Origin of the sequence: Pseudomonas sp. Q11 (genome assembly GCF_024494355.1) — a bacterium.
GTDB lineage: Bacteria > Pseudomonadota > Gammaproteobacteria > Pseudomonadales > Pseudomonadaceae > Aquipseudomonas > Aquipseudomonas hefeiensis.
On sequence record NZ_JAKNQY010000004.1, the window covers coordinates 269,750 to 290,755 of the forward strand.

Below are 21,006 nucleotides of genomic sequence, written 5' to 3' on the forward strand. Positions count from 1 at the left end.
CTGTGGGAGCAAAACTCAGGGTACTGCTCTGTGGGAGCAAAACTCAGGGTACTGCTCTGTGGGAGCAAAACTCAGGGTACTGCTCTGTGGGAGCAAAACTCAGAGCACTGCTCTGTGGGAGCAAAGCTTGCTCGCGATGAGGCCCGTTCAATCGCCGGAAGTCTTTGATCCTGCCAGCGCTTTCAGTGCCGCTTTGCGCTCATCAATTGGCAAGCTGCCGAGCTTTTCCACTGCGGCATAAAACGCAAGCCAATCGCCGCCCTTCTGCTGGAACAGCGCCGCGAACGCCGGCACCCACTGGTCATATAGCCCGAACGGCAATAGCCGCGCATTATTCAGTGGCGCATAGATCCAGGCGTCGTAGCGTTTGTCGCCTGCCCATCGGGTATCGCGCAGTTGCTGATAATCAGCGCGCAGGCGCTCGAACTCCTGGGCCTTGCGCTGGCGCATCTGTTCGGCCGGCAAGGGTTGGGTGTAGAGCTGTTCCAATCGCTGGCGCGTGTCGAGGATCAACTGGATGAACTCATCGCGCTGGCGCATTCGTTTGCCATTGTCCGGCGCCAGCCCGCGGCTGGCGCGCCATTGCCGGGTGCCTTGCTGTTCGACGAAGGTGGCGAAGGACTCGTTGAATTCGGTGTCGTCCTTTACGTAGACGCGCTGGTGGGCCAGTTCGTGAAAGATCAGCGTCGCCAGGCGTTCGTCGCCCCAGTGCATCATCGAACTCAGGATCGGGTCGTTGAACCAGCCCAACGTCGAGTAAGCCTCTACGCCGCCAATTGCCACATCCATGCCCCGCAAGCGTTGCAGCGCCGCCTCGCCACGGGCGGCGCCCTGGTTGTAGTAGCCGCGATAAGCCACGCAACCGGCGATGGGAAAGCAGTGGTTTTGCGGTGCCAGGGAAAATTCTGGCGTGGCGAAGACATTCCAGACTACGAACGGCCGGCCAATGTCCGCATACAGACGGTAGCTGTTGTTGTCCGGCAGGTGCAGGTGCGCACTGGCAAACGTTCGTGCCGCGCGCGCGTGGGCCAGATGAGCCCGCAATGTGGGATCGCGAGCGGGATCGGCAATCACCTGGTCGATCGGCTCGCGGGCCTGTAGCAGTCGCAGTTGCCCGCTGGCGAGTTGGCCGTAATAGCCAACGCTTGCACAACCGTTGAGTAACAAAAGCAGGAGGCCTGGAAACAAAATCCGGAAAACACGGTCGAGTAACCGATGGCTTGGATGCGGCCTGATCAATTGGTATCACCCTGGGAAAGTCTGCCCACAAGACTATCCCGCCTGCCTGGAGCTTCGCTATGCGCGTGTTGATGCTGACGAGTGGCCTGTTGCTGCTAACCGGTTGCGCCGGTTTGCCTGATCCCGATCCGTCGCAAGCGTGGATCGACCTGGGAAGCCATCAGGACACGGCGTTGCAGGCGCTGGAAGTCGATGACAAGACATCCATCGACCGACGTTATTTCGAAGTGCAGCCCGGCAGCCATGAGCTGACGGTGCGTTATCAATTTGCTGTCGAGCCCGGCAACATCGGCCCCGATGCCGAGCCGCTGTGGCGCGATTGCCGGTTGAACGTGACATTCAAGGGTTTCAACGCCGGCCAGCGTTACCAGTTGCAGGCCGGCAATATCGGTTTCCGGCCATGGGCCAAGCTCTATGATCAACAGCGAAAAGTGGTCGGCCAAGGCACGCCAGCAGGCTGTCAGCAAAGCTGATCGGCGCTATGCTCAGGATCTGACCTCAGGAAATCTCCAGCATGCGCCTACCTATATTGCTATTGGCTTTTGTCTCCATGAGCGGCTGTGCAACCAGCCCGCCGCCCAAGGTTGATCCAAACATGGCCTGGATCGATTTCGCCACGCCCATGCCGGGCGGCAAGCTGCTGATGGCTGAAAGCCTGGATGGCCAACGACTGCAGGATGGACGGTTCTTCCAGGTTTCACCGGGCAGCCATGAACTGAAAGTGCGTTTCGACTTTGAGGTGCCTGGCGGTGGTGGGATGGGTATGCAAGCCGAGCCGCAGGAGCGGTTGTGCTACATGCTCGTGCGTTACGACCATTTCGAGGCTGGCCAGCGTTATCGCCTGGAGGGTCGCAATCTGGCGTTTACTCCCAGTGCCCGACTCTATAACGCCAAGCGTGAAATAGTGGCCGAAGAACGGCAGGTCAATTGCGTTCCGTAGGACTGTTCAGCTGTCGTTCTTCTGGTAGATGATCTTTTTGGTGCCGTTTTCGCAACTGCCCACGACCATATTTTCGTCATGCACTTCATCATTGGTCACGATTTCCAATGTGTAGGAAGGCACGTTATTCGCCTGGATCTTCGTTTCGATTTCCGCTTTCAACTCTTCGCAGGGTTTGGGCGCCGCGAGGGCCGATGTGGCCAACGTGCAACTGATGACCGCCAGGGCAAGTCTTTTCATGCTCGAATTCCTCATGGCAGCGCGCACTGCCTGTGCGCTGAAACTGCAGGTGTGCATTCGACCACAATTGCTGCAGGGTAAACAGATCACAGCCTTCAGCCGCAGCGAAGGCTGTGAGGGGTATCGCATCAGCTCACCAGCGTGGCGTCCAGGGTAATTTTGGCGTTCAGCACTTTGGAAACCGGGCAACCTTCCTTGGCCTTGTTGCTCAGCTCTTCGAATTGTTCCTGGCTGGCGCCGGGGATCTTCGCTTTAAGCGTCAGCTTCACTGCGGTGATGGCAAAGCCGCCCTCGACCTGATCCAGGGTTACGTCCGCGTTGGTATCGATACTCTCGGCTTTAAGCCCTGCATCGCCAAGGATCATCGAAAACGCCATGGAGAAGCAGCCCGCATGGGCCGCGCCGATCAGTTCTTCCGGGTTGGTGCCCTTGCCGCCTTCGAAGCGCGCCTTGAAGCCATAGGGTGCTTCGCGCAGCACGCCGGTTTCCGTGGAGATGGAGCCGATACCGGTTTTCAGGTCACCTTCCCAATGAGCTGATGCTTTCTTGATGATAGCCATGTCTGCCTCCTCAATATCCGGCGCGAGATTCGCGCCTGGTGTTTTTCGTTGTCAGGGTTGTGAGGATAGACCGCCGGATAAAGTTCATCCTGTCGATTAGCCGACCGATTTAGTAGGAAATTTCGTGGTAGCTATTGAAACTCGGGTATATGCCCACATTGCATGGAACACACCTATAGAAACGGCAGGCTTTTGCCCGTAGGAAAAGCCCCTCATGCCGTTGGAGATGCCGGCCCATGAAACAGCTGTCCGAAGTGAAATTCTCGACCCTCGACCTCGTGCCTGTGCGTGCTGATGGCAACGCTGCCCAGTCCTTGCGCAACTCGCTGGACCTGGCGCAGCACGTGGAAAAATACGGCTACACCCGCTTCTGGGTAGCCGAGCACCACAACATGGATGGCATCGCCAGTTCCGCGACGGCGGTACTGCTGGGCTATCTGGCGGGAGGCACTTCGACCATTCGCGTCGGCTCCGGCGGCGTAATGCTGCCCAATCACGCACCGTTGATCATCGCCGAACAGTTCGGCACGCTCGAAAGCCTCTATCCTGGCCGTATTGATCTTGGGCTGGGGCGCGCGCCCGGTTCCGATCAGATGACTGCCCGGGCGTTACGTCGCGAGCGCTCCGGCAGCGCGGACGATTTCCCTGAAGACGTGGCCGAACTGATGCGCTACCTCGGCCCACGTACCCCCGATCAACGCATCATCGCCATGCCCGGCACCGGGACCCACGTGCCGGTCTGGCTGCTGGGCTCGAGCCTGTTCAGTGCGCAACTGGCCGGCGAGCGCGGCTTGCCCTACGCCTTCGCTTCCCATTTCGCACCGCGCTTCATGCATGAGGCGATCCGTATTTATCGCAACCACTTCAAGCCGTCGGCGGTGCTCGACAAGCCTTACGTGATGCTCGGCGTGCCTTTGGTGGCAGCCGACACGGACGAACAGGCTGATTACCTGGCGACCTCGGTGTATCAGCGAATCCTGGCCCTGATGCGCGGCCAGAGCCTGGTGCAGCGCCCGCCTGTGGAAACCATGAACGGCTTGTGGTTGCCCCATGAGAAAGAAGCGGTTGGCGATTTCCTGGGCCTGGCGATGGTCGGCGGTCCGCAGAAAATCAGGGCCAAGCTCGAAGTACTGATCGAGCAGACCCAAGCCGATGAATTGATCTTCACCAGTGATCTGTATGAACACGCTGATCGCCTGCGCTCGTATGAGTTGCTGGCCCAAGTCATGAAAGACTGAGTCAGGTGCATAAAAAAAGCCGACGCTTGCGTCGGCTTTGACGTTCCAGAAAGTATCAGCCCTTCCTGTAGACGATTTCCTTCGTGCCACCCTCACAGGAGCCGACGATTTCACCGTCAGTGGCCGTACCTTTGTCGACAATTTCCAGCGTATAACCCGATGCGCCTTTGGCATCAATTTTCGCTGCGATCTCGCTTTTCAGCTCCTCGCATGGCTTGCCGGCGGCAAACGCAGTACCCGCAAGGCTCAGCAAACCCAGGGCAACCATTAACTTCTTCATCGCTCGCACTCCTTGGTCGGATCAATAGGGCAGGGATCGAACAGGCATGACGCGCTTGCCAGATAGCGCATCGCCATTCCCTATGGCACTCCGCCAGCGTGCAAGTTCACAGCCTCTCAGCTATTAGCAATCCGGAAGCCGACTTTAATGGTCACCTGAAAGTGCGCGGCCCGACCGTTTTCGATGTGCCCGCGGGTTTCCGTGACTTCGAACCACTCCAGGTGCTTGATGCTTTTGCTGGCTTCGGCCAGTGCATTGTTGATGGCATCTTCGATGCTGGTGGGAGAGGAGCCGACCAGCTCGACCTTTTTATACGTGTGATGATCACTCATGACGTTCTCCTTGGTTGTCTTTAACAGCCTAGCAGCGAATTTTCGCCTTACGTGTGTCGCCGTTAACCCGATGAAAGTTCAGATTTACTGCACTTTCAGAAACGGCCGCAGTCCCAATTCACACGCACTCAACCACTGCAGGAGATAGCCACCATGGCCAGTAATTCTTTACGTAAAGCCTCGTTGCAAAGCATGGAAGCGGAGATCGAGAGTCTGCTCAAGTCCTTGGAAAGCCTGAAGGACGACGCTTCGGACGAGTCGCGTAAGACCCTCAAGTCGCTCAAGGCAAACGCCGAAAACGCGCTGAAGCATTCCCGGCATCTGCTGAGCGACGCGTATGAAGAGGTCAAGGTAAAAACCCGTGAAACCGGAATCGCCACCCGTGATTACGCTCAAGAGCATCCCTGGACCACCGCTGGCGTCGCGGTCGGGGCGCTGGGTTTGTTGGCGGCTTATTTGCTGTGCAGGCGCGGCGACTGAGCCGGTGGGTTCAGCTCATGCCTGAGCCATTGCGCCAATTGCCGAGCGCGCCCGTCCGCGGCGCGCTTGGGTAGCCACAGCGCCAGTCGCGCCGGGGTTTCGTCAAAGCCCCACGGCGCGACCAGGCGACCGGCGCGCACATCCTCGGCGACCAGCGGCTCGGGTGCGATGGCCACGCCTAGCCCCGCCACGGCGGCCTCCAGCAAGTAATACAAATGCTCGAAACCCTGCCCGAACTTCAACGCCTTGGGGTCAAGGGCGTTTTGCCGTGCCCAGGTGGGCCACGCCTGGGGACGAGAGGTGGTATGCAGCAGCGCCTCGCCCAGAATTGTACTCGGCGGGGCGTTTTGCAGCCGGGCGAAACCGGCGTAATGGGGGCTCATGACCGGGCCGATCCGCTCGCTGACCAGTTCATAGACCTGCATGTCTGCCGGCCACGGCGGTTCGGCGAATACCAGCAACGCGTCAAGCCCTGGTCGCCTGGGGTCCAGGTCGCCTTCGCCAGCGGAAAGATGCAAGCGCAAATCCGGCAGGTCGGCGTTGAGCCGGCCCAGTCGAGGAATGAACCAGCGCGCCAGCAGACTTCCCGAGCAGCCCAGTACGAACGGTGCATCCGCTGTGCTTTGCGTCAGCTGCGCACAGACGGTGCGTAACCGCTCGAATGCCTCGGCGCTGACGTCTCTTAGACGCATGCCCGCATCTGTGAGTTTCAGGCCGCGTCCGTCCTTGATGAACAGGCTGACGCCCAAGTGTTCTTCCAGCACCTTCAACTGTCGGCTAACCGCACCGTGGGTGACATGTAGCTGTTCGGCCGCCTGGCTCACGCTATTCAGGCGGGCAGTGGCTTCAAAGGCGCGCAAGGCGTTGAGCGGGGGAAGGTCATGGCTCATTTTATCTGTGAGTTTTCCTGACAGGTTGCGGCGATCTTATCGGTTTTCAGCGCGGGATGTCAGGGGTAGAGTGAACCTCATTGTCTTTCTACGCATTCGCCCGGAGCGCCCGATGACCCAGCCTACAACCCCTTTCAACCTGCGCAGTGGCCCGGACGCCAACGGTCTGTTCGGTGCGTTCGGCGGCCGCTATGTGGCCGAAACCCTGATGCCGCTGATTCTTGATCTGGCCCGCGAATACGAAGCGGCGAAGGAAGATCCTGCGTTCATTGAGGAATTGGCCTACTTCCAGCGTGACTACGTCGGACGTCCGAGCCCGCTGTACTTTGCCGAACGGCTGACAGAATTTTGCGGCGGCGCCAAGATCTACCTCAAGCGTGAAGAGCTGAACCACACTGGCGCGCACAAGATCAACAACTGCATCGGTCAGATCCTGCTGGCGCGGCGCATGGGCAAGAAACGCATCATCGCCGAGACCGGCGCCGGCATGCACGGCGTAGCCACGGCCACGGTGGCGGCACGTTTCGGTCTGGATTGTGTGATCTACATGGGCACCACCGACATTGAGCGCCAACAGGCCAACGTGTTTCGGATGAAGCTGCTCGGCGCCGAAGTCATCCCGGTGGTCGCCGGCACCGGCACCCTCAAGGATGCGATGAACGAGGCGCTGCGCGACTGGGTGACCAACGTTGACAGCACGTTCTACCTGATCGGCACCGTGGCCGGCCCGCACCCGTACCCGGCCATGGTCCGCGACTTCCAGGCCGTGATTGGCAAGGAAACCCGCGATCAGTTGCAAGCCCAGGAAGGCCGCCTGCCCGATAGCCTGGTCGCGTGCATCGGCGGGGGTTCCAACGCCATGGGCCTGTTCCACCCGTTCCTGGACGACAAGAGCGTGGAAATCATCGGCGTTGAAGCCGCCGGCTACGGTATCGAGACCGGCAAGCATGCGGCGAGCCTGAACGGCGGCGTCCCGGGTGTATTGCACGGCAACCGCACCTTCCTGTTGCAGGACGACGACGGCCAGATCATCGATGCCCATTCGATTTCCGCGGGCCTCGATTACCCGGGTATTGGCCCTGAACACGCCTGGTTGCACGACATTGGCCGTGTCCAGTACACCTCGATCACCGACGCCGAAGCCCTGGAAGCCTTTCACAAATGCTGTCGCCTGGAGGGAATTATTCCTGCCCTGGAAAGTGCCCACGCCCTGGCTGAAGTGTTCAAGCGCGCCCCGAACCTGCCCAAGGATCACTTGATGGTGGTCAACCTGTCCGGCCGTGGCGACAAAGACATGCAAACCGTCATGCACCACATGGAACAGTCCCAGCAGGAGAAACACTGATGAGCCGCCTGCAAACCCGTTTTGCCGAACTCAAGGAACAGAACCGCGCCGCTCTGGTGACTTTCGTTACCGCTGGCGACCCGAACTACGACACCTCGCTGGCGATCCTCAAGGGCCTGCCGGCGGCCGGTGCTGACGTGATTGAGTTGGGCATGCCGTTCACCGATCCGATGGCCGACGGCCCGGCGATCCAGTTGGCGAACATCCGCGCCTTGGGCGCACAGCAGAACCTGGCGAAAACCCTGCAGATGGTTCGCGAGTTCCGCAAAGACAATACCGAGACGCCGCTGGTGCTGATGGGCTACTTCAATCCGATCCATCGCTATGGCGTGCAGCGTTTCATTGGCGAAGCGCTGGACTCTGGCGTGGACGGGTTGATCGTGGTGGACATGCCGCCCGAGCACAACGGCGAACTGTGCGAACCAGCCCAGGCCGCCGGTCTGGACTTCATTCGCCTGACCACGCCGACCACCGATGACGTGCGTTTGCCGACCGTGCTCAACGGCAGTTCCGGCTTTGTGTATTACGTCTCGGTGGCCGGCGTGACCGGCGCCGGTGCCGCGACGCTGGAACATGTGGAAGAAGCCGTGGCGCGCCTGCGTCGTCATACCGATCTGCCGATCAGCATTGGTTTTGGCATTCGTACCCCGGAGCAAGCCGCGGCCATCGCACGGTTGGCCGACGGGGTGGTGGTCGGCTCGGCGCTGATCGACCATATCGCCAGTGCTGAGACGCCGGAGCAGGCGATCGATGGGGTGTTGAGCCATTGCGCCGCGTTGGCTGATGGGGTGCGTAAGGCGCGGGTCAGTTGATTTCCTGATTCGGCCTGCAAAAAAAGGGGGTTCAGAACTCGGTTCTGAACCCCCTTTTCGTTGCGTGAAAAGATCGACGGCTGATTGCTGAGGCCTGGCCTTTGTGGCGAGTGCTTGTCAGGGCAACTCCAACCCGCCGCCCGCTTTGTGCAACTTGCGCAAATGCTCGCCGATCCTTTTGACGTTGTCCTCACTCGCGGTAATTTCCGCCGCACGGCTTGGCTCCAGCAAGGCCCTGACTTCCTTATCCAAATCCCCGGTCAGTGTTTGAAGCTGTTTCTGACGCAAGCTGCTTTCGGATTCCAGTCGCTGCCATTCGCTGGGCTGCGGCAGCCCGTAACCGCTGCTGCCCAGCAACTCGGCAGGACGGCTCAGGAAACCGCTGTTGGCGAGGATCTGTTGCAGCGTCGCGTTGGCCCTTTCCATGCCTCCGTTCTGCAACTCCCGGGCACCGAGGTAGCGCTGTTTGACCTCATCCTGGGCCAGAAGCAACTGCCGGCGATAGCTGGCCTGTTCCAGCAGTAGCAACGCCGCGCTGGTGCGCAGGTCGGCTTGCTCAAACCATGGTCGGCGTTCTGCGGCGCTCAGGGCCAGCCAGTCTTCCACTGTTTGTTGCTTGATGGGCAGGTGTTTCTTCAGCACCTCGAACATGGCCTGATAGCGCTCGCGGAACGAGTCAAAACGGTAGCCCAGGCGCAGGGCTTCCTTGGGATCATCGAGCACGCTGGTATCGGCCAGGCCCCGTCCCTTGAGCACTTCCAGCAAACCGTTGGGCAGAATGCTGTCCAGGCCCTGGAGCTGTGCGTTATTGCTGCCGCTGCGCAGCAACTTCAGGTTTTCCACCGCGCAGTTATTGGACAGGAAGTAATAGTTGCCGTCGTAGCTCCAGTGCATTTCGGCGGCGCGCTCGACGGTTGCCTCGATCTCGGACCGTGACAGGTTCAGCGGTACCGAGGCCAGGCTGCGCAGTTCGGTCTTGGTGTATTCATCGATGACCTGGGCCAGCGGCAGGACGAACAGGCGCGACGGGTATTTGCCCACCAGGCCGTCCCAGCTCGACAACTGCACATCGCCAACGAAGGCGCGGTAGGACAGCACCAGGTGTTGATCCAGATCCAGTCGGCAATCCGGCCCACGGGGGCGGTCCGGCGCGCAGATCACCAGCCGCAACATGCTGTGGCCCCAGCGGCTGACCCAGTTCTGGTTGGCTTCGGCCAAGAGATAATCGATGGCGTAGACCCGCTCTGGGTCAACCTTGCCCAGTGGGGTCTTGGCAAAGTCATTGCCGGCGTTGAGGAACGCGAATGACTGGGCGCAGGTATTCTTGGCGGCGGGAGCCCAACCGAAGTGTTCCTGATAATAGCGATACAGTGCCGGCCGTCGGCAGGCGTAGCTCGGGTCCAGGAGAAAGTACTCCATGTTGACCGCGACGAACTCCTTGGGGCTGCTCGTCTCGTAGATGTCCGGGCTGCGGGCGATCTGGCGATTATGCTGTTCCCGTTCCCCACGACGACCGACGTATTGCGGCCAGCCGGCGAGGTCCAGCAGGCGGGGATCATCGCTGAGGGTGAAGCGGCGGTCGTTCTCGCCCCGGCATTCATCGGGAAGGCCGATCAGCCCGGCGCTGCTGGTGCGTCGGGTGCAACGCTGGATCAGCACGCGTTCGGCTTTCGGCCATAAACGCGAGCGATCATAAATGTGGGTCAGTTCATGCAGGACCGTGGCGAGCATTTCCCGCCGCACGGTGCCGTGGGGGCGATGGGTCTTTTGCGTGGCGGCACTGCCGTCGGTGAGGCTGTCGAGCAGGTTGCGATTGAGGTCCAGCTGCGACACCAGCGAGGCCTGGCCGTAGGCGTTGGCGGGCATCCGGTCGGTCCAGCCCACATCAATGCGTCGGTCCAGCTGTTCGATGAATCGCGGCGGCAGGGCCTGCATCGCTTCATCGAGCAGCGCCTGGCTGGCCTGTTGTTGCGCCGGGGTCAGTCCTTCGTCGTTAAGGTGCAGTTGCAAGCCGGCCTGGGCGGTGCTGCCCAAGAGCAGCACGACCCCGGCCGTCAGCCAGACGGCGAACGGTCTCACAATGCGAGGATGGCTTCGGCGAGAACCTGATCACTGGCGTCGCGGGCTTCCGGTACGCGGGTGCGCAAGGTGTCGAAGGCGGCCTCGAGATGAGCGCCACGTATCTCACCGTTACTGGCGACGAAACTGGCCGCGTCGTCATGGGCTTCACGGACGATTTTCGAATCACGGATGGATGTAGTGGTGTCGGAAGTGAAATCGATCGTGCGCTGGGAAGCGCGAACGACGATGTTACTGGTGGCTACCAGGGTTTGTGCCTGGGCCACATCGGCCAACACCAGCAGGCCTAGGGCGGCAGCAATCAGCGGGCTACGCATGGAACGACTCCGAAGAATAAAGATAACTATTGGACGAGAATTGCCTGTGCCAGTTCAAGGTCGCTGATGTGAAGTTTTGGTTGGGTCCGGTGTAGATAATCCAGGGCCGACTCCAGTCGCGCGCCTCGCAACTGCCCGTCGCTGGCAACGAATGCCGCGGCATCATCGTGGGCGGCAGCGATCAGTTTATGGTCGAAGGGCGCGGAGGTCACCATGCTCGTGGCATAGCCGCTGATCACGACTTGCTGGGTGGAGACGTCGAAGGCATGGGCCGGAACGGACCAGCATAAAGCGCTGAAGAAAAAAGCGATGGACAGATCTGAGTAGAAACGCATGGGACTCGACTGTTGATGGTGAGTCCGAAGGCTAGCGCAAACCACTGCGCCAGAGCCAGCGCTGAAACATCGGAACACCATTGGCGGCCCGATGTTTCATGTTTGCAAATCAGATCACCAGGATGGCTTGGGCCAACTGCGCGTCGCTGGCGTTCAACTGCGGCGCCTGCTGACGGATGTAATCCAGAGCGCTTTCCAGCTTCACACCGCGGATGGCGCCGTTGCTGGCGACGAAGCTGGCAGCGTCGTCACGGGCGGCCAGGACGATCTTGTTGTCTCGAAACGACGACGTAAGGTCGGATGTGGCGTCGGATGTGGCCTTGAGTGCACCCACAAGGGAGTCGGTGGTGACAATAAAACTACTGGCATTGGAGTGGGCGGCTACGGCCAGCAGGGCGGCGGCGCTGAGCAGACGAAGACTGATCATGATGAAACTCCTTGGATAATGAAGTGGTGCTGGTGCGTGTAGCTGGAAGAGAAGACGCATGCTCGACCCGCTTCGCCACGTTCGTTTCGATATTAGGTCAGAACGAGGTGGATGACAGCTTGGGTCATTGGCTATTTCTAATGTTTCTATAACTGCCGGATACAACTGTACCGGTTGTTTTTAGATTATCTTGAACTGTGCGGTCGTGTTGTTTTTGCCAAAATCAGGGCTCTGAAACGACAAGACCCGTCGCAGTTTCCCGCGACGGGTCTTGTTTGTTCAATTCAGTGCTGGCGGTGGACCCGGTGGGTCAGAGCCAGCGACGCTGAGTTAGCGCCAGAACGGCTTGCTCAGCTCTTCGTAGCGTTGTGCTTCGCTGATACCGGCGTCTGCCAGCAGGCGGGCATCCAGACGAGCCAGTTGGTGGCGGCTGGCGATGCGGCGCTGCCACAACATCAGGTTAGCGACAACGCGAAGAGGCAGGGAAGCCTGGTTTTTTTCAGCTTTGTCTTCGAAGAACAGCTCGGAACTGAGTGTACGTTCCATGGTTGACATCCTTCCGCTTATGGCGGGATTAGGTAGTGGTTTAACTGGTGCCCATGATCCTCTCGTTTGGCCAGTCTCTCTAGATACAGTTCACCTGTAATGTGAGAGACCAGTTAACTGTTAAACGGGGGTGTACTGGTCGATATTGAGGCAACTGTACCTGTCCGCACTTATATAGTGCGTTTTTGCTGAGTAGGCTGAGATTTGTAGGGATTTACTGTAGGAAAGAACAGGTACAGTAGTACAGTTTTCGTTTGTTGCGGGTCGAAATTCGCGGATCACGAAAACTGTATTTGCTACCAGGATGATCCAGCTGTATTAAACCGCCAGCATCCGCCCGGTCTCTTCCAGGTTCAGGTGCCAACTCAGTGCATCGCGCAGGATATGCGGTGTGTGTCCACCCAGGGCGCACGCCGCTTCAAAATACTCATTCAGTGCCTGGCGATAGGACGGATGCACGCAATTGTCGATGACCACCCGCGCCCGTTCCCTTGGCGCCAGGCCTCGCAGGTCGGCCAGACCGATCTCGGTCACCAGGATGTCGACATCGTGTTCAGTGTGGTCCACATGGCTGACCATCGGCACGACACTGGAAATCGCGCCGCCCTTGGCAATCGACTTGGTGACGAAAATCGCCAGATGCGCATTCCGGGCAAAGTCCCCTGAGCCACCAATCCCATTCATCATCCGCGTGCCGCAGACATGGGTGGAGTTGACGTTGCCGTAGAGGTCGAACTCCAGCGCCGTATTGATGGCGATGATGCCCAGGCGGCGTACTACCTCGGGGTGGTTGGAAATCTCCTGTGGACGCAGGACCAGCTTGTCCTTGTACTTCGCCAGATTGCCGAATACGTCGGCATTGCGCCGGCCCGACAGCGTAATGGAGCTGCCAGAGGCGAAGCTCAGTTTGCCGGCGTCGATGAGGTCGAATGTGGAGTCCTGCAGGACTTCGGAATACATGGTCAGGTCTTCGAATGGGGAGTCGATCAGCCCGCACATCACGGCATTGGCGATGTTGCCGATACCGGCCTGCAACGGACCGAGTTTATTGGTCATGCGCCCGGCGGCGACTTCCTGTTTGAAGAAGCCGATCAAATGATCGGCAATCGCCTGGGTGTCGCTGTCCGGCGGCATGACTGTCGAAGGCGAATCCGGCTGATGGGTGATGACAATGGCGGCAATTTTTTCCGGCGGTATCGGGATGGCGGTGCTGCCGATACGGTCGTCGACCTTCACCAAGGGAATCGGCGTGCGGGTCGGGCGATAGGTCGGAATATAGATGTCATGCAACCCTTCCAGATCAGGGTTATGGGCCAGGTTGATTTCAACAATGACCTGCCTGGCGAAAATAGCGAAGCTGGCCGAGTTGCCCACCGAGGTGGTGGGCACGATATGGCCTTGCTCGGTAATCGCCACGGCTTCGATCACGGCAATGTCCGGCAACTTGAGCTGGGCGTTGCGCAATTGCTCGACAGTTTCCGACAGGTGCTGGTCGATGAACATCACCTCGCCTGCGTTGATCGCCTTGCGCAGCGTGCTGTCGACCTGGAACGGCATGCGCCGCGCCAGTACGCCGGCTTCGGTGAGTTCCTTGTCGAGGTCGTTGCCCAGGCTCGCACCGGTCATCAGGCTGATTTTCAGTGGTGTGACCTTGGCGCGCTCAGCCAGCGCGTGGGGCACCGCTTTCGCTTCACCGGCGCGGGTAAAGCCGCTCATGCCGACGGTCATGCCGTCCTGAATCAACAAGGCGGCTTCGGCAGCACTCATCACTTTATTCAATAACGAAGGCAGGCGGATGCGGTCACGGTACATAGGTTGATATCTCGGGCAGGAAAGCAAGATGCGCAGTCTAGTGAATTCGCGCTGTGCCCGACCCGCTACAAAGGTCGCATTTGAGGCCTCTATTACGGGGGTTTCAGGCAAAACATTATTACCGGATCGGTAACGTTCGGCCTTGATACAAATCAAAACGCCCCGACAAGTCGGGGCGTCAGTGGCAAAACGGTGACGGCTATTCCACGGCTTTGACCATGTCTTCGATGACCTTTTTGGCGTCACCGAACACCATCATGGTCTTGTCGAGGTAGAACAGCTCGTTGTCCAGACCGGCATAGCCGCTGGCCATCGAGCGCTTGTTGACGATGATGGTCTTGGCTTTGAACGCTTCGAGAATCGGCATGCCGGCAATCGGCGACTTCGGATCGTTCTTCGCCGCCGGGTTGACCACGTCGTTGGCGCCCAGCACCAGCACCACGTCGGCCTGACCGAACTCGGAGTTGATGTCTTCCATTTCGAACACCTGGTCGTAAGGCACTTCGGCCTCGGCCAGCAGCACGTTCATGTGTCCGGGCATGCGACCGGCCACCGGGTGGATCGCGTATTTAACGGTCACGCCGTGGTGGGTCAGCTTCTCGGTCAGTTCTTTCAATGCGTGCTGCGCGCGGGCCACCGCGAGGCCGTAGCCTGGAACAATGATCACGGTGTCGGCGTTGGTCAGCAGGAAGGTGGCGTCGTCCGCCGAACCGGATTTTACCGGCCGGGCTTCTTTCGAGCCTGCCGGGCCTGCCGCGTCCGGCGTATTGCCGAACCCGCCGAGCAGCACGTTGAAGAACGAACGGTTCATCGCCTTGCACATGATGTACGACAGAATCGCACCGCTGGAACCTACCAACGAACCCGCGATGATCAGCATCGAGTTGTTCAGCGAGAAGCCGATCCCGGCCGCCGCCCAGCCGGAATAGCTGTTGAGCATCGACACCACCACCGGCATGTCCGCGCCACCGATCGGGATGATGATCAGCACGCCCAGCACGAACGCCAGGGCCAGCATCAAGGCGAATGCGCCGAGGTTGCCGGTGAACATGAACATCAGGCCCAGGCCCAGTGTTGCAAGGCCCAGGATCAGGTTGAGTTTGTGCTGACCACCAAACTGTACGGGGGCGCCTTGAAACAAGCGAAACTTGTACTTGCCCGACAGCTTGCCGAATGCGATCACCGAGCCGGAGAAGGTGATTGCACCGATGGCGGCGCCGAGGAACAGCTCCAGACGGTTACCGGCCGGAATCGCATCGCCCAACTGCTGGACGATGCCCAGGGACTGTGGCTCGACCACTGCTGCAATAGCGATGAACACCGCAGCCAGGCCGATCATGCTGTGCATGAACGCCACCAGCTCTGGCATCTTGGTCATCTCGACGCGCTTGGCCATGATCGAGCCGGCGGTACCGCCGACCAGCAGGCCGACGATGACGTAGCCGATGCCGGCTGTCGCTAGCTCAGCGCCCAGCTTATAGATGAGGCCCACGGTGGTAAGCACTGCCAGCGCCATGCCGAGCATGCCGAACAGGTTTCCTCGGCGAGACGTGGTCGGGTGCGACAGGCCCTTGAGGGCCTGGATGAAGCAGACAGACGCGATCAGGTAGAGCGTCGTTACCAGATTCATGCTCATTACTTGGGCGCCTCTTCTTTTACGGCTTTCGGGGCTTTTTTCTTGAACATCTCAAGCATGCGGCGCGTCACCAGGAAGCCGCCGAACACGTTCACTGCCGCCAGGGCCACGGCGAGGGTGCCCATGGTCTTGCCCAGCGGGGTTACGGTCAGTGCGGCGGCAAGCATGGCGCCGACGATCACGATCGCCGAAATGGCATTGGTCACCGCCATCAGTGGTGTGTGCAGCGCGGGTGTTACGTTCCAGACCACGTGGTAACCGACATAAATCGCCAGCACAAAGATGATCAGGTTGTAGATACCGGGGGAGATAAGCTCTTCCATTGTCTGAATCCCTGCTTAGGCGTTTTTACGGATGACCTGGCCGTCGCGGCACATCAGGCACGCGGCGACGATGTCGTCTTCCAGGTTCACGTCGAACTGACCTTCCTTGGTGAAGACCAGCTTCAGGAAGTCCAGCAGGTTACGGGCGTACAGCGCCGAAGCGTCGGCCGCGACTTCGCCGGCCAGGTTGGTCGGGCCGACAATGGTCACGCCGTTCTCGACAACCACCTGGTCAGCCACGGTCAGCGGGCAATTGCCGCCTTGGGCCGCCGCCAGGTCAATGACCACCGAGCCGGGTTTCATCTGTGCGACGGTTTCGGCACTCAGCAGGGTCGGCGCCTTGCGGCCCGGAATCAACGCAGTGGTGATAACGATGTCAGCCTGTTTGGCGCGTTCGTGCACGGCCTGGGCCTGGCGCTGCATCCAGCTGGCGGGCATGGGGCGGGCATAACCACCGACACCGACGGCGCATTCACGCTCTTCATCGGTTTCGTAAGGTACGTCGACGAACTTGGCGCCGAGGGATTCAATTTGCTCCTTCACTGCCGGCCGCACATCCGACGCCTCGATCACAGCGCCCAGGCGCTTGGCCGTGGCAATCGCCTGCAACCCGGCCACGCCAGCACCGAGAATCAGCACTCGCGCTGCTTTTACGGTACCCGCGGCGGTCATCAGCATCGGCATGAAGCGTGGGTAGTAGTGGGCAGCCAGCAGTACGGATTTGTAGCCGGCAATGTTCGCCTGAGACGACAGCACATCCAGGCTCTGGGCGCGGGAGGTACGTGGCGCAGCCTCAAGGGCGAAAGCGGTAATGCCGCGTTCGGCCAGCTTGGCGATGGTTTCGTTGTGGAACGGATTGAGCATGCCCACCAGAACGGTGCCGGTCTTGATCAGCGTCAGTTCGCTGTCGCTGGGGGCGACCACCTTGAGGATCAGCTCGGCCCCGAACGCATCACTGGCGCTGCCAATGGTGGCGCCCGCTGCTTCATAGGCACTGTCGATAACGCTTGCCTTGATGCCGGCACCGCTTTGAACAGTGACCTTATGGCCTTGGCCGATCAGCTTCTTGATGGTTTCCGGGGTTGCAGCAACCCGCGTTTCACCCGTCTGGGTTTCGAGAGGAACACCAATGTGCACGTCAAATCTCCTGCGTGATCTTATTGAGTAAACCCAGGCACTTCGGATGGTGCGGCTGGGGCGGCCGATCAGCACGATCCCGCCAAATCAGGCGGGGCGCGGCATTTTGCAGGCGAAAATTCAGCCCTTCAAGGGATTATGACGGGTGACGGAAAATTAACTACAAGTCATCCTGTGACCGAATGTCGCAACTATCGGTAGATATCCCTTACAGGCTGGGCTTTTCAGGGCTTCAGGCCAAAATTGACGAATTTTCCATTGGCGACGTGAATGAACCCTAATGAGCGGTGTAACGTGGCTCAAAGCCACGTATTTGAACGGTTGTGAGACTACCGTGCTGATTTCATAACAGATTGACTGTATGCGACATAAATTTATATCTGTAGCGCTTTTGATTAGCTTACTACCGGAGTCGGATATACACCTTTTCCTTATTAATCAAGGCTATAACCAGCAGCCTGTTTTACCAGCCAGTCGCGAAAAGCCCGCAGAGACGCCGATTCGACCTTTCGTTCGGGGATCATCAAGTAGTAGGCCTTGATGCTCGATAAGGCGTTTCGATTGGCAACCACCAGTCGTTTCTCTGCCAGCTCGCGCTGGATCAAGAAGGGTGGAATCAAGGCGACTCCCATGTCGTGCATGGCCGCTTGGGCAAGCATGGAGAATAGTTCATAACGCGGGCCTGTCAGGTCTCGCGCGATATTGAGGTTTTGTGAGTTGAACCACTGGCGCCAGGCATACGGGCGAGTGGTTTGTTGGAGTAGGGGCAGTTCGGCGATGGCTTGCGGTGTCAGACTGGTCCGGTTACCCAGTAAGGTGGGGCTGCACACGGGCATCGGATTTTCCCCCATCAGCTTGTGGGATTCGGTACCAGACCAGTCCGCATCGCCGAAATAGATGGCGGCGTCGAAATCCGTATCCGCAAAGAGAAAGGGCCGCGTGCGATTGGTCAGGTTGACCGTGACTTCTGGATGCTGTTGCTGGAAGTCCTTGAGGCGCGGTAATAGCCATTGAGTGCCAAACGTCGGAACTACAGCCAGCTCGATCACATTGGCGCCGGTATGCCCCATCACTGAAAGAGTATCGCGCTCGACGGCGTCCAGTTGAGTGGCCACTCGGCGGCTGTAGGAAAGTCCGGCCTCTGTCAGTTTGACTCCTCGCCGTGAACGTCGGAACAACTCCACACTGAGGAAGTCCTCCAGGCTGGCGATCTGTCGGCAAATAGCACCCTGCGTGAGGGAAAGCTCCTGTGCGGCCTTGGTGAAGCTCTCATGACGTGCGGCGGCCTCGAAGCTGATCAGGGCGGCGGTGCTTGGGATTTTTCTGCGCATGTACGTCAACCTCACTCGTCAGGGTGGGAAACGGGGTTCCAGGCGTTTACGGAGTGAGAAATTAGCACAAGAGCGTGCGTAATCCTCGTTTGCTCTGATAGGAAAGCGCACCTAGGATCAACCCACGATTTTTAATCTGATTGGCGAGGGCTCATTCATGGCCGGTAAAGCGAGTTTCAACTGGATTGATCCATTGTTGTTGGACCAGCAACTCACCGAAGAAGAACGCATGATTCGCGACACTGCCGAGCAGTTCGCCCAACAGAAGCTCGCGCCGCGGGTGTTGGAAGCGTTCCGTCATGAAAAAACCGACCCGGCGATTTTTCGTGAAATGGGCGAGGTCGGTCTACTGGGCGCCACCATTCCTGAGCAGTACGGCGGCAGCGGACTGAACTACGTCAGCTATGGCTTGATCGCCCGTGAAGTGGAGCGCGTTGATTCAGGTTATCGCTCGATGATGAGCGTGCAGTCTTCGCTGGTCATGGTGCCGATCAATGAGTTCGGCACCGAGGCTCAGAAGCAGAAGTACCTGCCAAAGCTGGCCTCCGGCGAGTGGATCGGTTGCTTTGGTCTGACAGAGCCGAACCACGGTTCTGACCCGGGAGCGATGATTACCCGTGCACGCAAGGTGGATGGCGGCTACAGCCTGACGGGCAGCAAGATGTGGATCACCAACAGTCCGATCGCCGACGTATTTGTCGTTTGGGGCAAGGACGACGCTGGGGACATCCGTGGCTTTGTTCTCGAAAAAGGCTGGAAGGGTCTGAGTGCCCCGGCGATTCACGGCAAGGTCGGTCTGCGAGCTTCGATCACTGGCGAGATCGTCATGGATAACGTCTTCGTTCCAGAAGAAAACATTTTCCCGGATGTGCGTGGCCTGAAGGGTCCGTTTACTTGCCTGAACTCGGCGCGCTATGGCATCTCCTGGGGGGCCTTGGGTGCCGCCGAATTCTGCTGGCACACCGCGCGCCAGTACACCCTGGATCGGCAGCAGTTTGGTCGTCCTTTGGCTGCCACTCAGTTGATCCAGAAAAAGCTGGCCGATATGCAGACTGAAATCACCCTCGCCTTACAAGGATGTCTGCGTCTGGGTCGTATGAAAGATGAGGGTACGGCTGCGGTTGAAATCACATCGATCATGAAGCGCAACTCCTGTGGCAAGTCCCTGGATATTGCTCGCATGGCGCGGGACATGCTGGGCGGTAATGGCATCTCCGATGAGTTCGGCATCGCTCGTCATCTCGTCAACCTGGAAGTGGTGAACACATACGAAGGTACTCATGACGTTCATGCACTGATCCTTGGGCGTGCGCAAACCGGTATCCAAGCGTTCTATTAATAGGAGGACGGCATGGGCGCGCTTTCGCATCTGCGGGTACTGGATTTATCGAGGGTGCTGGCCGGGCCGTGGGCCGGTCAGATCCTGGCGGACCTGGGGGCTGAGGTCATCAAGGTCGAGCGGCCGGGTGGTGGTGACGATACGCGCGCCTGGGGGCCGCCGTTCCTGAAGGATGTGTCTGGCGAGAATACGACCGAGGCGGCCTATTACTTGTCGGCCAATCGCAACAAGCAATCGGTGACCATCGACTTCACGCACCCCGAGGGGCAAAGGTTGGTGCGGGAGTTGGCGGCCAAGTCCGACATTCTGATTGAGAACTTCAAGGTGGGAGGGCTGGCGGCTTATGGCCTGGACTACGACTCGCTGAGGGCGATCAACCCACAATTGATCTATTGCTCGATTACGGGGTTCGGCCAAACCGGTCCTTACGCCAAGCGCGCCGGATATGACTTCATGATCCAGGGGTTGGGGGGGCTGATGAGTCTCACCGGCCGGCCTGAAGGTGATGAGGGGGCGGGACCGGTGAAGGTCGGGGTTGCGCTGACGGATATCTTGACCGGTGTTTATTCGACCGTGGCCATCCTGGCGGCGCTGGCTCACCGCGATCATGTCGGCGGCGGGCAGCATATCGATATGGCCTTGCTGGACGTTCAAGTGGCTTGCCTGGCGAACCAGGCGATGAATTACCTGACTACGGGCAACGCGCCGAAGCGGTTGGGCAACGCTCATCCGAACATAGTGCCGTATCAGGATTTTCCTACGGCTGACGGTGACTTCATTCTTACCGTGGGGAATGACGGCCAGTTCCGAAAATTCGCCGAGGTCGCGGGTCAGCCGCAGTGGGCTGATGATCCCCGGTTCGTTACAAACAAACTGCGGGTGGCGAACCGTGCAGTATTGATTCCTTTGATTCGCCAGGCGACGGTCTTCAAGACCACTGCCGAATGGGTCGCTCAGTTGGAGCAGGCTGGTGTGCCCTGTGGGCCGATCAACGATTTGGCCCAGGTGTTTGCCGATCCTCAGGTCCAGGCGCGTGGGCTGGCGATGGAGTTGCCTCACGCACTGGCGGGTAAAGTGCCGCAGGTTGCCAGCCCGATCCGACTGTCCGAGACGCCGGTGGAATATCGCCATGCGCCTCCTTTATTAGGGGAGCACACGCAGGATGTCCTGCAGCGAGTATTGGGATTGGATGAAGTGATGGTGGCGGGTCTGAGGGAAGCTGGAGTGCTCTGATTCTTTCTTCTATATAGAAGAAGCTTTTTGAGGGACGCGATGGCTTTTTCGAATGCCTGCAACTTATTGATAGAAAAACGAAATTAAGGGTTGACGGCAAATTCTGGACGTCTATAATTCGCCCCACTTCCGGCG

Annotated in this window: 24 protein-coding genes; 8 read left to right on the forward strand and 16 right to left on the reverse strand. The window is 59.1% G+C overall.

Annotated elements, in window-relative coordinates:
* Positions 1–147: 147 nt before the first annotated feature.
* Positions 148–1,239 carry an aminopeptidase gene (locus MA884_RS07015; RefSeq protein WP_256229711.1) on the reverse strand — a complete coding sequence of 364 codons (1,092 nt, stop codon included), beginning with the start codon at positions 1,237–1,239 and terminating at the stop codon, positions 148–150.
* A gap of 59 nt (positions 1,240–1,298) precedes the next feature.
* Here MA884_RS07015 and MA884_RS07020 point away from each other — a divergent pair, with 59 nt between their 5' ends.
* Together MA884_RS07020 and MA884_RS07025 are read left to right on the forward strand one after the other, a co-directional pair.
* Complete coding sequence (locus tag MA884_RS07020; RefSeq protein ID WP_256229712.1) at positions 1,299–1,712, forward strand: hypothetical protein; 414 nt, start codon at positions 1,299–1,301, stop codon at positions 1,710–1,712.
* Between the two features lie 41 nt (positions 1,713–1,753).
* Entirely contained in the window at positions 1,754–2,179 is a 426-nt protein-coding gene (locus tag MA884_RS07025) for a hypothetical protein (RefSeq protein WP_256229713.1), read from the forward strand.
* A gap of 6 nt (positions 2,180–2,185) precedes the next feature.
* Here the strand turns inward: MA884_RS07025 and MA884_RS07030 are convergent, their stop codons facing one another.
* The gene (locus MA884_RS07030; protein WP_256229714.1) at positions 2,186–2,419 is read right to left on the reverse strand and encodes a DUF1161 domain-containing protein; all 234 of its coding nucleotides are present in this window, start codon (positions 2,417–2,419) and stop codon (positions 2,186–2,188) included.
* A gap of 128 nt (positions 2,420–2,547) precedes the next feature.
* On the reverse strand, positions 2,548–2,979 hold the full coding sequence (locus MA884_RS07035) for an OsmC family protein (RefSeq protein ID WP_256229715.1): 432 nt from the start codon (positions 2,977–2,979) through the stop codon (positions 2,548–2,550).
* 236 nt (positions 2,980–3,215) lie between these two features.
* On the opposite strand from MA884_RS07035, the gene MA884_RS07040 reads away from it, so the two are divergent.
* Entirely contained in the window at positions 3,216–4,217 is a 1,002-nt protein-coding gene (locus MA884_RS07040) for an LLM class flavin-dependent oxidoreductase (RefSeq protein ID WP_256229716.1), read from the forward strand.
* 55 nt (positions 4,218–4,272) lie between these two features.
* Here MA884_RS07040 and MA884_RS07045 read toward each other — a convergent pair whose 3' ends face one another.
* On the reverse strand, positions 4,273–4,497 hold the full coding sequence (locus MA884_RS07045) for a DUF1161 domain-containing protein (protein ID WP_256229717.1): 225 nt from the start codon (positions 4,495–4,497) through the stop codon (positions 4,273–4,275).
* Between the two features lie 116 nt (positions 4,498–4,613).
* Positions 4,614–4,829 carry a dodecin gene (locus tag MA884_RS07050; protein ID WP_256229718.1) on the reverse strand — a complete coding sequence of 72 codons (216 nt, stop codon included), beginning with the start codon at positions 4,827–4,829 and terminating at the stop codon, positions 4,614–4,616.
* A 153-nt stretch (positions 4,830–4,982) separates the two neighbouring features.
* Here MA884_RS07050 and MA884_RS07055 point away from each other — a divergent pair, with 153 nt between their 5' ends.
* Positions 4,983–5,309: a YqjD family protein gene (locus tag MA884_RS07055; RefSeq protein WP_256229719.1), complete on the forward strand. Its 327-nt coding sequence runs from the start codon at positions 4,983–4,985 to the stop codon at positions 5,307–5,309.
* Here the strand turns inward: MA884_RS07055 and MA884_RS07060 are convergent.
* Positions 5,282–6,199 (reverse strand): LysR family transcriptional regulator, encoded by a 918-nt coding sequence (locus MA884_RS07060; protein WP_256229720.1) that lies wholly within the window; start codon positions 6,197–6,199, stop codon positions 5,282–5,284. The two genes, MA884_RS07055 and MA884_RS07060, sit on opposite strands and share 28 nt — an antisense overlap.
* Before the next feature lie 112 nt (positions 6,200–6,311).
* On the opposite strand from MA884_RS07060, the gene trpB reads away from it, so the two are divergent.
* Positions 6,312–7,544 carry a tryptophan synthase subunit beta gene (gene trpB / locus MA884_RS07065; RefSeq protein WP_256229721.1) on the forward strand — a complete coding sequence of 411 codons (1,233 nt, stop codon included), beginning with the start codon at positions 6,312–6,314 and terminating at the stop codon, positions 7,542–7,544.
* Positions 7,544–8,356, forward strand: coding sequence for a tryptophan synthase subunit alpha (gene trpA, locus MA884_RS07070; RefSeq protein WP_256229722.1), 813 nt, complete (start codon positions 7,544–7,546; stop codon positions 8,354–8,356). Before trpB ends, trpA begins: the two co-directional genes overlap by 1 nt.
* Before the next feature lie 117 nt (positions 8,357–8,473).
* On the opposite strand, the gene MA884_RS07075 is transcribed toward trpA, so the two are convergent.
* From MA884_RS07075 to MA884_RS07120, 10 genes are all read right to left on the reverse strand, one after another.
* Entirely contained in the window at positions 8,474–10,435 is a 1,962-nt protein-coding gene (locus MA884_RS07075; protein WP_256229723.1) for a DUF4105 domain-containing protein, read from the reverse strand.
* Positions 10,432–10,752 carry a DUF2388 domain-containing protein gene (locus MA884_RS07080; protein WP_256229724.1) on the reverse strand — a complete coding sequence of 107 codons (321 nt, stop codon included), beginning with the start codon at positions 10,750–10,752 and terminating at the stop codon, positions 10,432–10,434. Before MA884_RS07080 ends, MA884_RS07075 begins: the two co-directional genes overlap by 4 nt.
* Positions 10,753–10,778: 26 nt before the next feature.
* Positions 10,779–11,087, reverse strand: coding sequence for a DUF2388 domain-containing protein (locus MA884_RS07085; RefSeq protein WP_256229725.1), 309 nt, complete (start codon positions 11,085–11,087; stop codon positions 10,779–10,781).
* Between the two features lie 109 nt (positions 11,088–11,196).
* Positions 11,197–11,514 carry a DUF2388 domain-containing protein gene (locus tag MA884_RS07090; RefSeq protein WP_256229726.1) on the reverse strand — a complete coding sequence of 106 codons (318 nt, stop codon included), beginning with the start codon at positions 11,512–11,514 and terminating at the stop codon, positions 11,197–11,199.
* Positions 11,515–11,844: 330 nt separating this feature from the next.
* Positions 11,845–12,060, reverse strand: a complete 216-nt coding sequence (locus tag MA884_RS07095; protein WP_256229727.1) for a DUF1127 domain-containing protein — start codon at positions 12,058–12,060, stop codon at positions 11,845–11,847.
* A gap of 318 nt (positions 12,061–12,378) precedes the next feature.
* Entirely contained in the window at positions 12,379–13,872 is a 1,494-nt protein-coding gene (locus MA884_RS07100; RefSeq protein WP_256229728.1) for an acetyl-CoA hydrolase/transferase family protein, read from the reverse strand.
* Positions 13,873–14,071: 199 nt separating this feature from the next.
* Complete coding sequence (locus tag MA884_RS07105) at positions 14,072–15,508, reverse strand: NAD(P)(+) transhydrogenase (Re/Si-specific) subunit beta (protein WP_256229729.1); 1,437 nt, start codon at positions 15,506–15,508, stop codon at positions 14,072–14,074.
* Positions 15,508–15,831 (reverse strand): NAD(P) transhydrogenase subunit alpha, encoded by a 324-nt coding sequence (locus MA884_RS07110; protein ID WP_003187010.1) that lies wholly within the window; start codon positions 15,829–15,831, stop codon positions 15,508–15,510. Before MA884_RS07110 ends, MA884_RS07105 begins: the two co-directional genes overlap by 1 nt.
* Positions 15,832–15,846: 15 nt before the next feature.
* Positions 15,847–16,968 carry a Re/Si-specific NAD(P)(+) transhydrogenase subunit alpha gene (locus tag MA884_RS07115; protein WP_256229730.1) on the reverse strand — a complete coding sequence of 374 codons (1,122 nt, stop codon included), beginning with the start codon at positions 16,966–16,968 and terminating at the stop codon, positions 15,847–15,849.
* 434 nt (positions 16,969–17,402) lie between these two features.
* The gene (locus tag MA884_RS07120) at positions 17,403–18,299 is read right to left on the reverse strand and encodes a LysR family transcriptional regulator (RefSeq protein ID WP_256229731.1); all 897 of its coding nucleotides are present in this window, start codon (positions 18,297–18,299) and stop codon (positions 17,403–17,405) included.
* A 157-nt stretch (positions 18,300–18,456) separates the two neighbouring features.
* On the opposite strand from MA884_RS07120, the gene MA884_RS07125 reads away from it, so the two are divergent.
* The gene (locus tag MA884_RS07125) at positions 18,457–19,638 is read left to right on the forward strand and encodes an acyl-CoA dehydrogenase (protein ID WP_256229732.1); all 1,182 of its coding nucleotides are present in this window, start codon (positions 18,457–18,459) and stop codon (positions 19,636–19,638) included.
* A 12-nt stretch (positions 19,639–19,650) separates the two neighbouring features.
* Complete coding sequence (locus MA884_RS07130) at positions 19,651–20,871, forward strand: CaiB/BaiF CoA-transferase family protein (protein ID WP_256229733.1); 1,221 nt, start codon at positions 19,651–19,653, stop codon at positions 20,869–20,871.
* Positions 20,872–21,006 lie beyond the last annotated feature (135 nt).

Bases quoted from the DNA above. Each gene is read 5' to 3' on its own strand.
- MA884_RS07020 (WP_256229712.1), top strand. From the start codon at position 1,299: ATGCGCGTGTTGATGCTGACGAGTGGCCTGTTGCTGCTAACCGGTTGC.
- MA884_RS07025 (WP_256229713.1), top strand. From the start codon at position 1,754: ATGCGCCTACCTATATTGCTATTGGCTTTTGTCTCCATGAGCGGCTGT.
- MA884_RS07030 (WP_256229714.1), bottom strand. From the start codon at position 2,419: ATGAAAAGACTTGCCCTGGCGGTCATCAGTTGCACGTTGGCCACATCG.
- MA884_RS07035 (WP_256229715.1), bottom strand. From the start codon at position 2,979: ATGGCTATCATCAAGAAAGCATCAGCTCATTGGGAAGGTGACCTGAAA.
- MA884_RS07040 (WP_256229716.1), top strand. From the start codon at position 3,216: ATGAAACAGCTGTCCGAAGTGAAATTCTCGACCCTCGACCTCGTGCCT.
- MA884_RS07045 (WP_256229717.1), bottom strand. From the start codon at position 4,497: ATGAAGAAGTTAATGGTTGCCCTGGGTTTGCTGAGCCTTGCGGGTACT.
- MA884_RS07050 (WP_256229718.1), bottom strand. From the start codon at position 4,829: ATGAGTGATCATCACACGTATAAAAAGGTCGAGCTGGTCGGCTCCTCT.
- MA884_RS07055 (WP_256229719.1), top strand. From the start codon at position 4,983: ATGGCCAGTAATTCTTTACGTAAAGCCTCGTTGCAAAGCATGGAAGCG.
- MA884_RS07060 (WP_256229720.1), bottom strand. From the start codon at position 6,199: ATGAGCCATGACCTTCCCCCGCTCAACGCCTTGCGCGCCTTTGAAGCC.
- trpB (WP_256229721.1), top strand. From the start codon at position 6,312: ATGACCCAGCCTACAACCCCTTTCAACCTGCGCAGTGGCCCGGACGCC.
- trpA (WP_256229722.1), top strand. From the start codon at position 7,544: ATGAGCCGCCTGCAAACCCGTTTTGCCGAACTCAAGGAACAGAACCGC.
- MA884_RS07080 (WP_256229724.1), bottom strand. From the start codon at position 10,752: ATGCGTAGCCCGCTGATTGCTGCCGCCCTAGGCCTGCTGGTGTTGGCC.
- MA884_RS07085 (WP_256229725.1), bottom strand. From the start codon at position 11,087: ATGCGTTTCTACTCAGATCTGTCCATCGCTTTTTTCTTCAGCGCTTTA.
- MA884_RS07090 (WP_256229726.1), bottom strand. From the start codon at position 11,514: ATGATCAGTCTTCGTCTGCTCAGCGCCGCCGCCCTGCTGGCCGTAGCC.
- MA884_RS07095 (WP_256229727.1), bottom strand. From the start codon at position 12,060: ATGGAACGTACACTCAGTTCCGAGCTGTTCTTCGAAGACAAAGCTGAA.
- MA884_RS07100 (WP_256229728.1), bottom strand. From the start codon at position 13,872: ATGTACCGTGACCGCATCCGCCTGCCTTCGTTATTGAATAAAGTGATG.
- MA884_RS07105 (WP_256229729.1), bottom strand. From the start codon at position 15,508: ATGAGCATGAATCTGGTAACGACGCTCTACCTGATCGCGTCTGTCTGC.
- MA884_RS07110 (WP_003187010.1), bottom strand. From the start codon at position 15,831: ATGGAAGAGCTTATCTCCCCCGGTATCTACAACCTGATCATCTTTGTG.
- MA884_RS07120 (WP_256229731.1), bottom strand. From the start codon at position 18,299: ATGCGCAGAAAAATCCCAAGCACCGCCGCCCTGATCAGCTTCGAGGCC.
- MA884_RS07125 (WP_256229732.1), top strand. From the start codon at position 18,457: ATGGCCGGTAAAGCGAGTTTCAACTGGATTGATCCATTGTTGTTGGAC.
- MA884_RS07130 (WP_256229733.1), top strand. From the start codon at position 19,651: ATGGGCGCGCTTTCGCATCTGCGGGTACTGGATTTATCGAGGGTGCTG.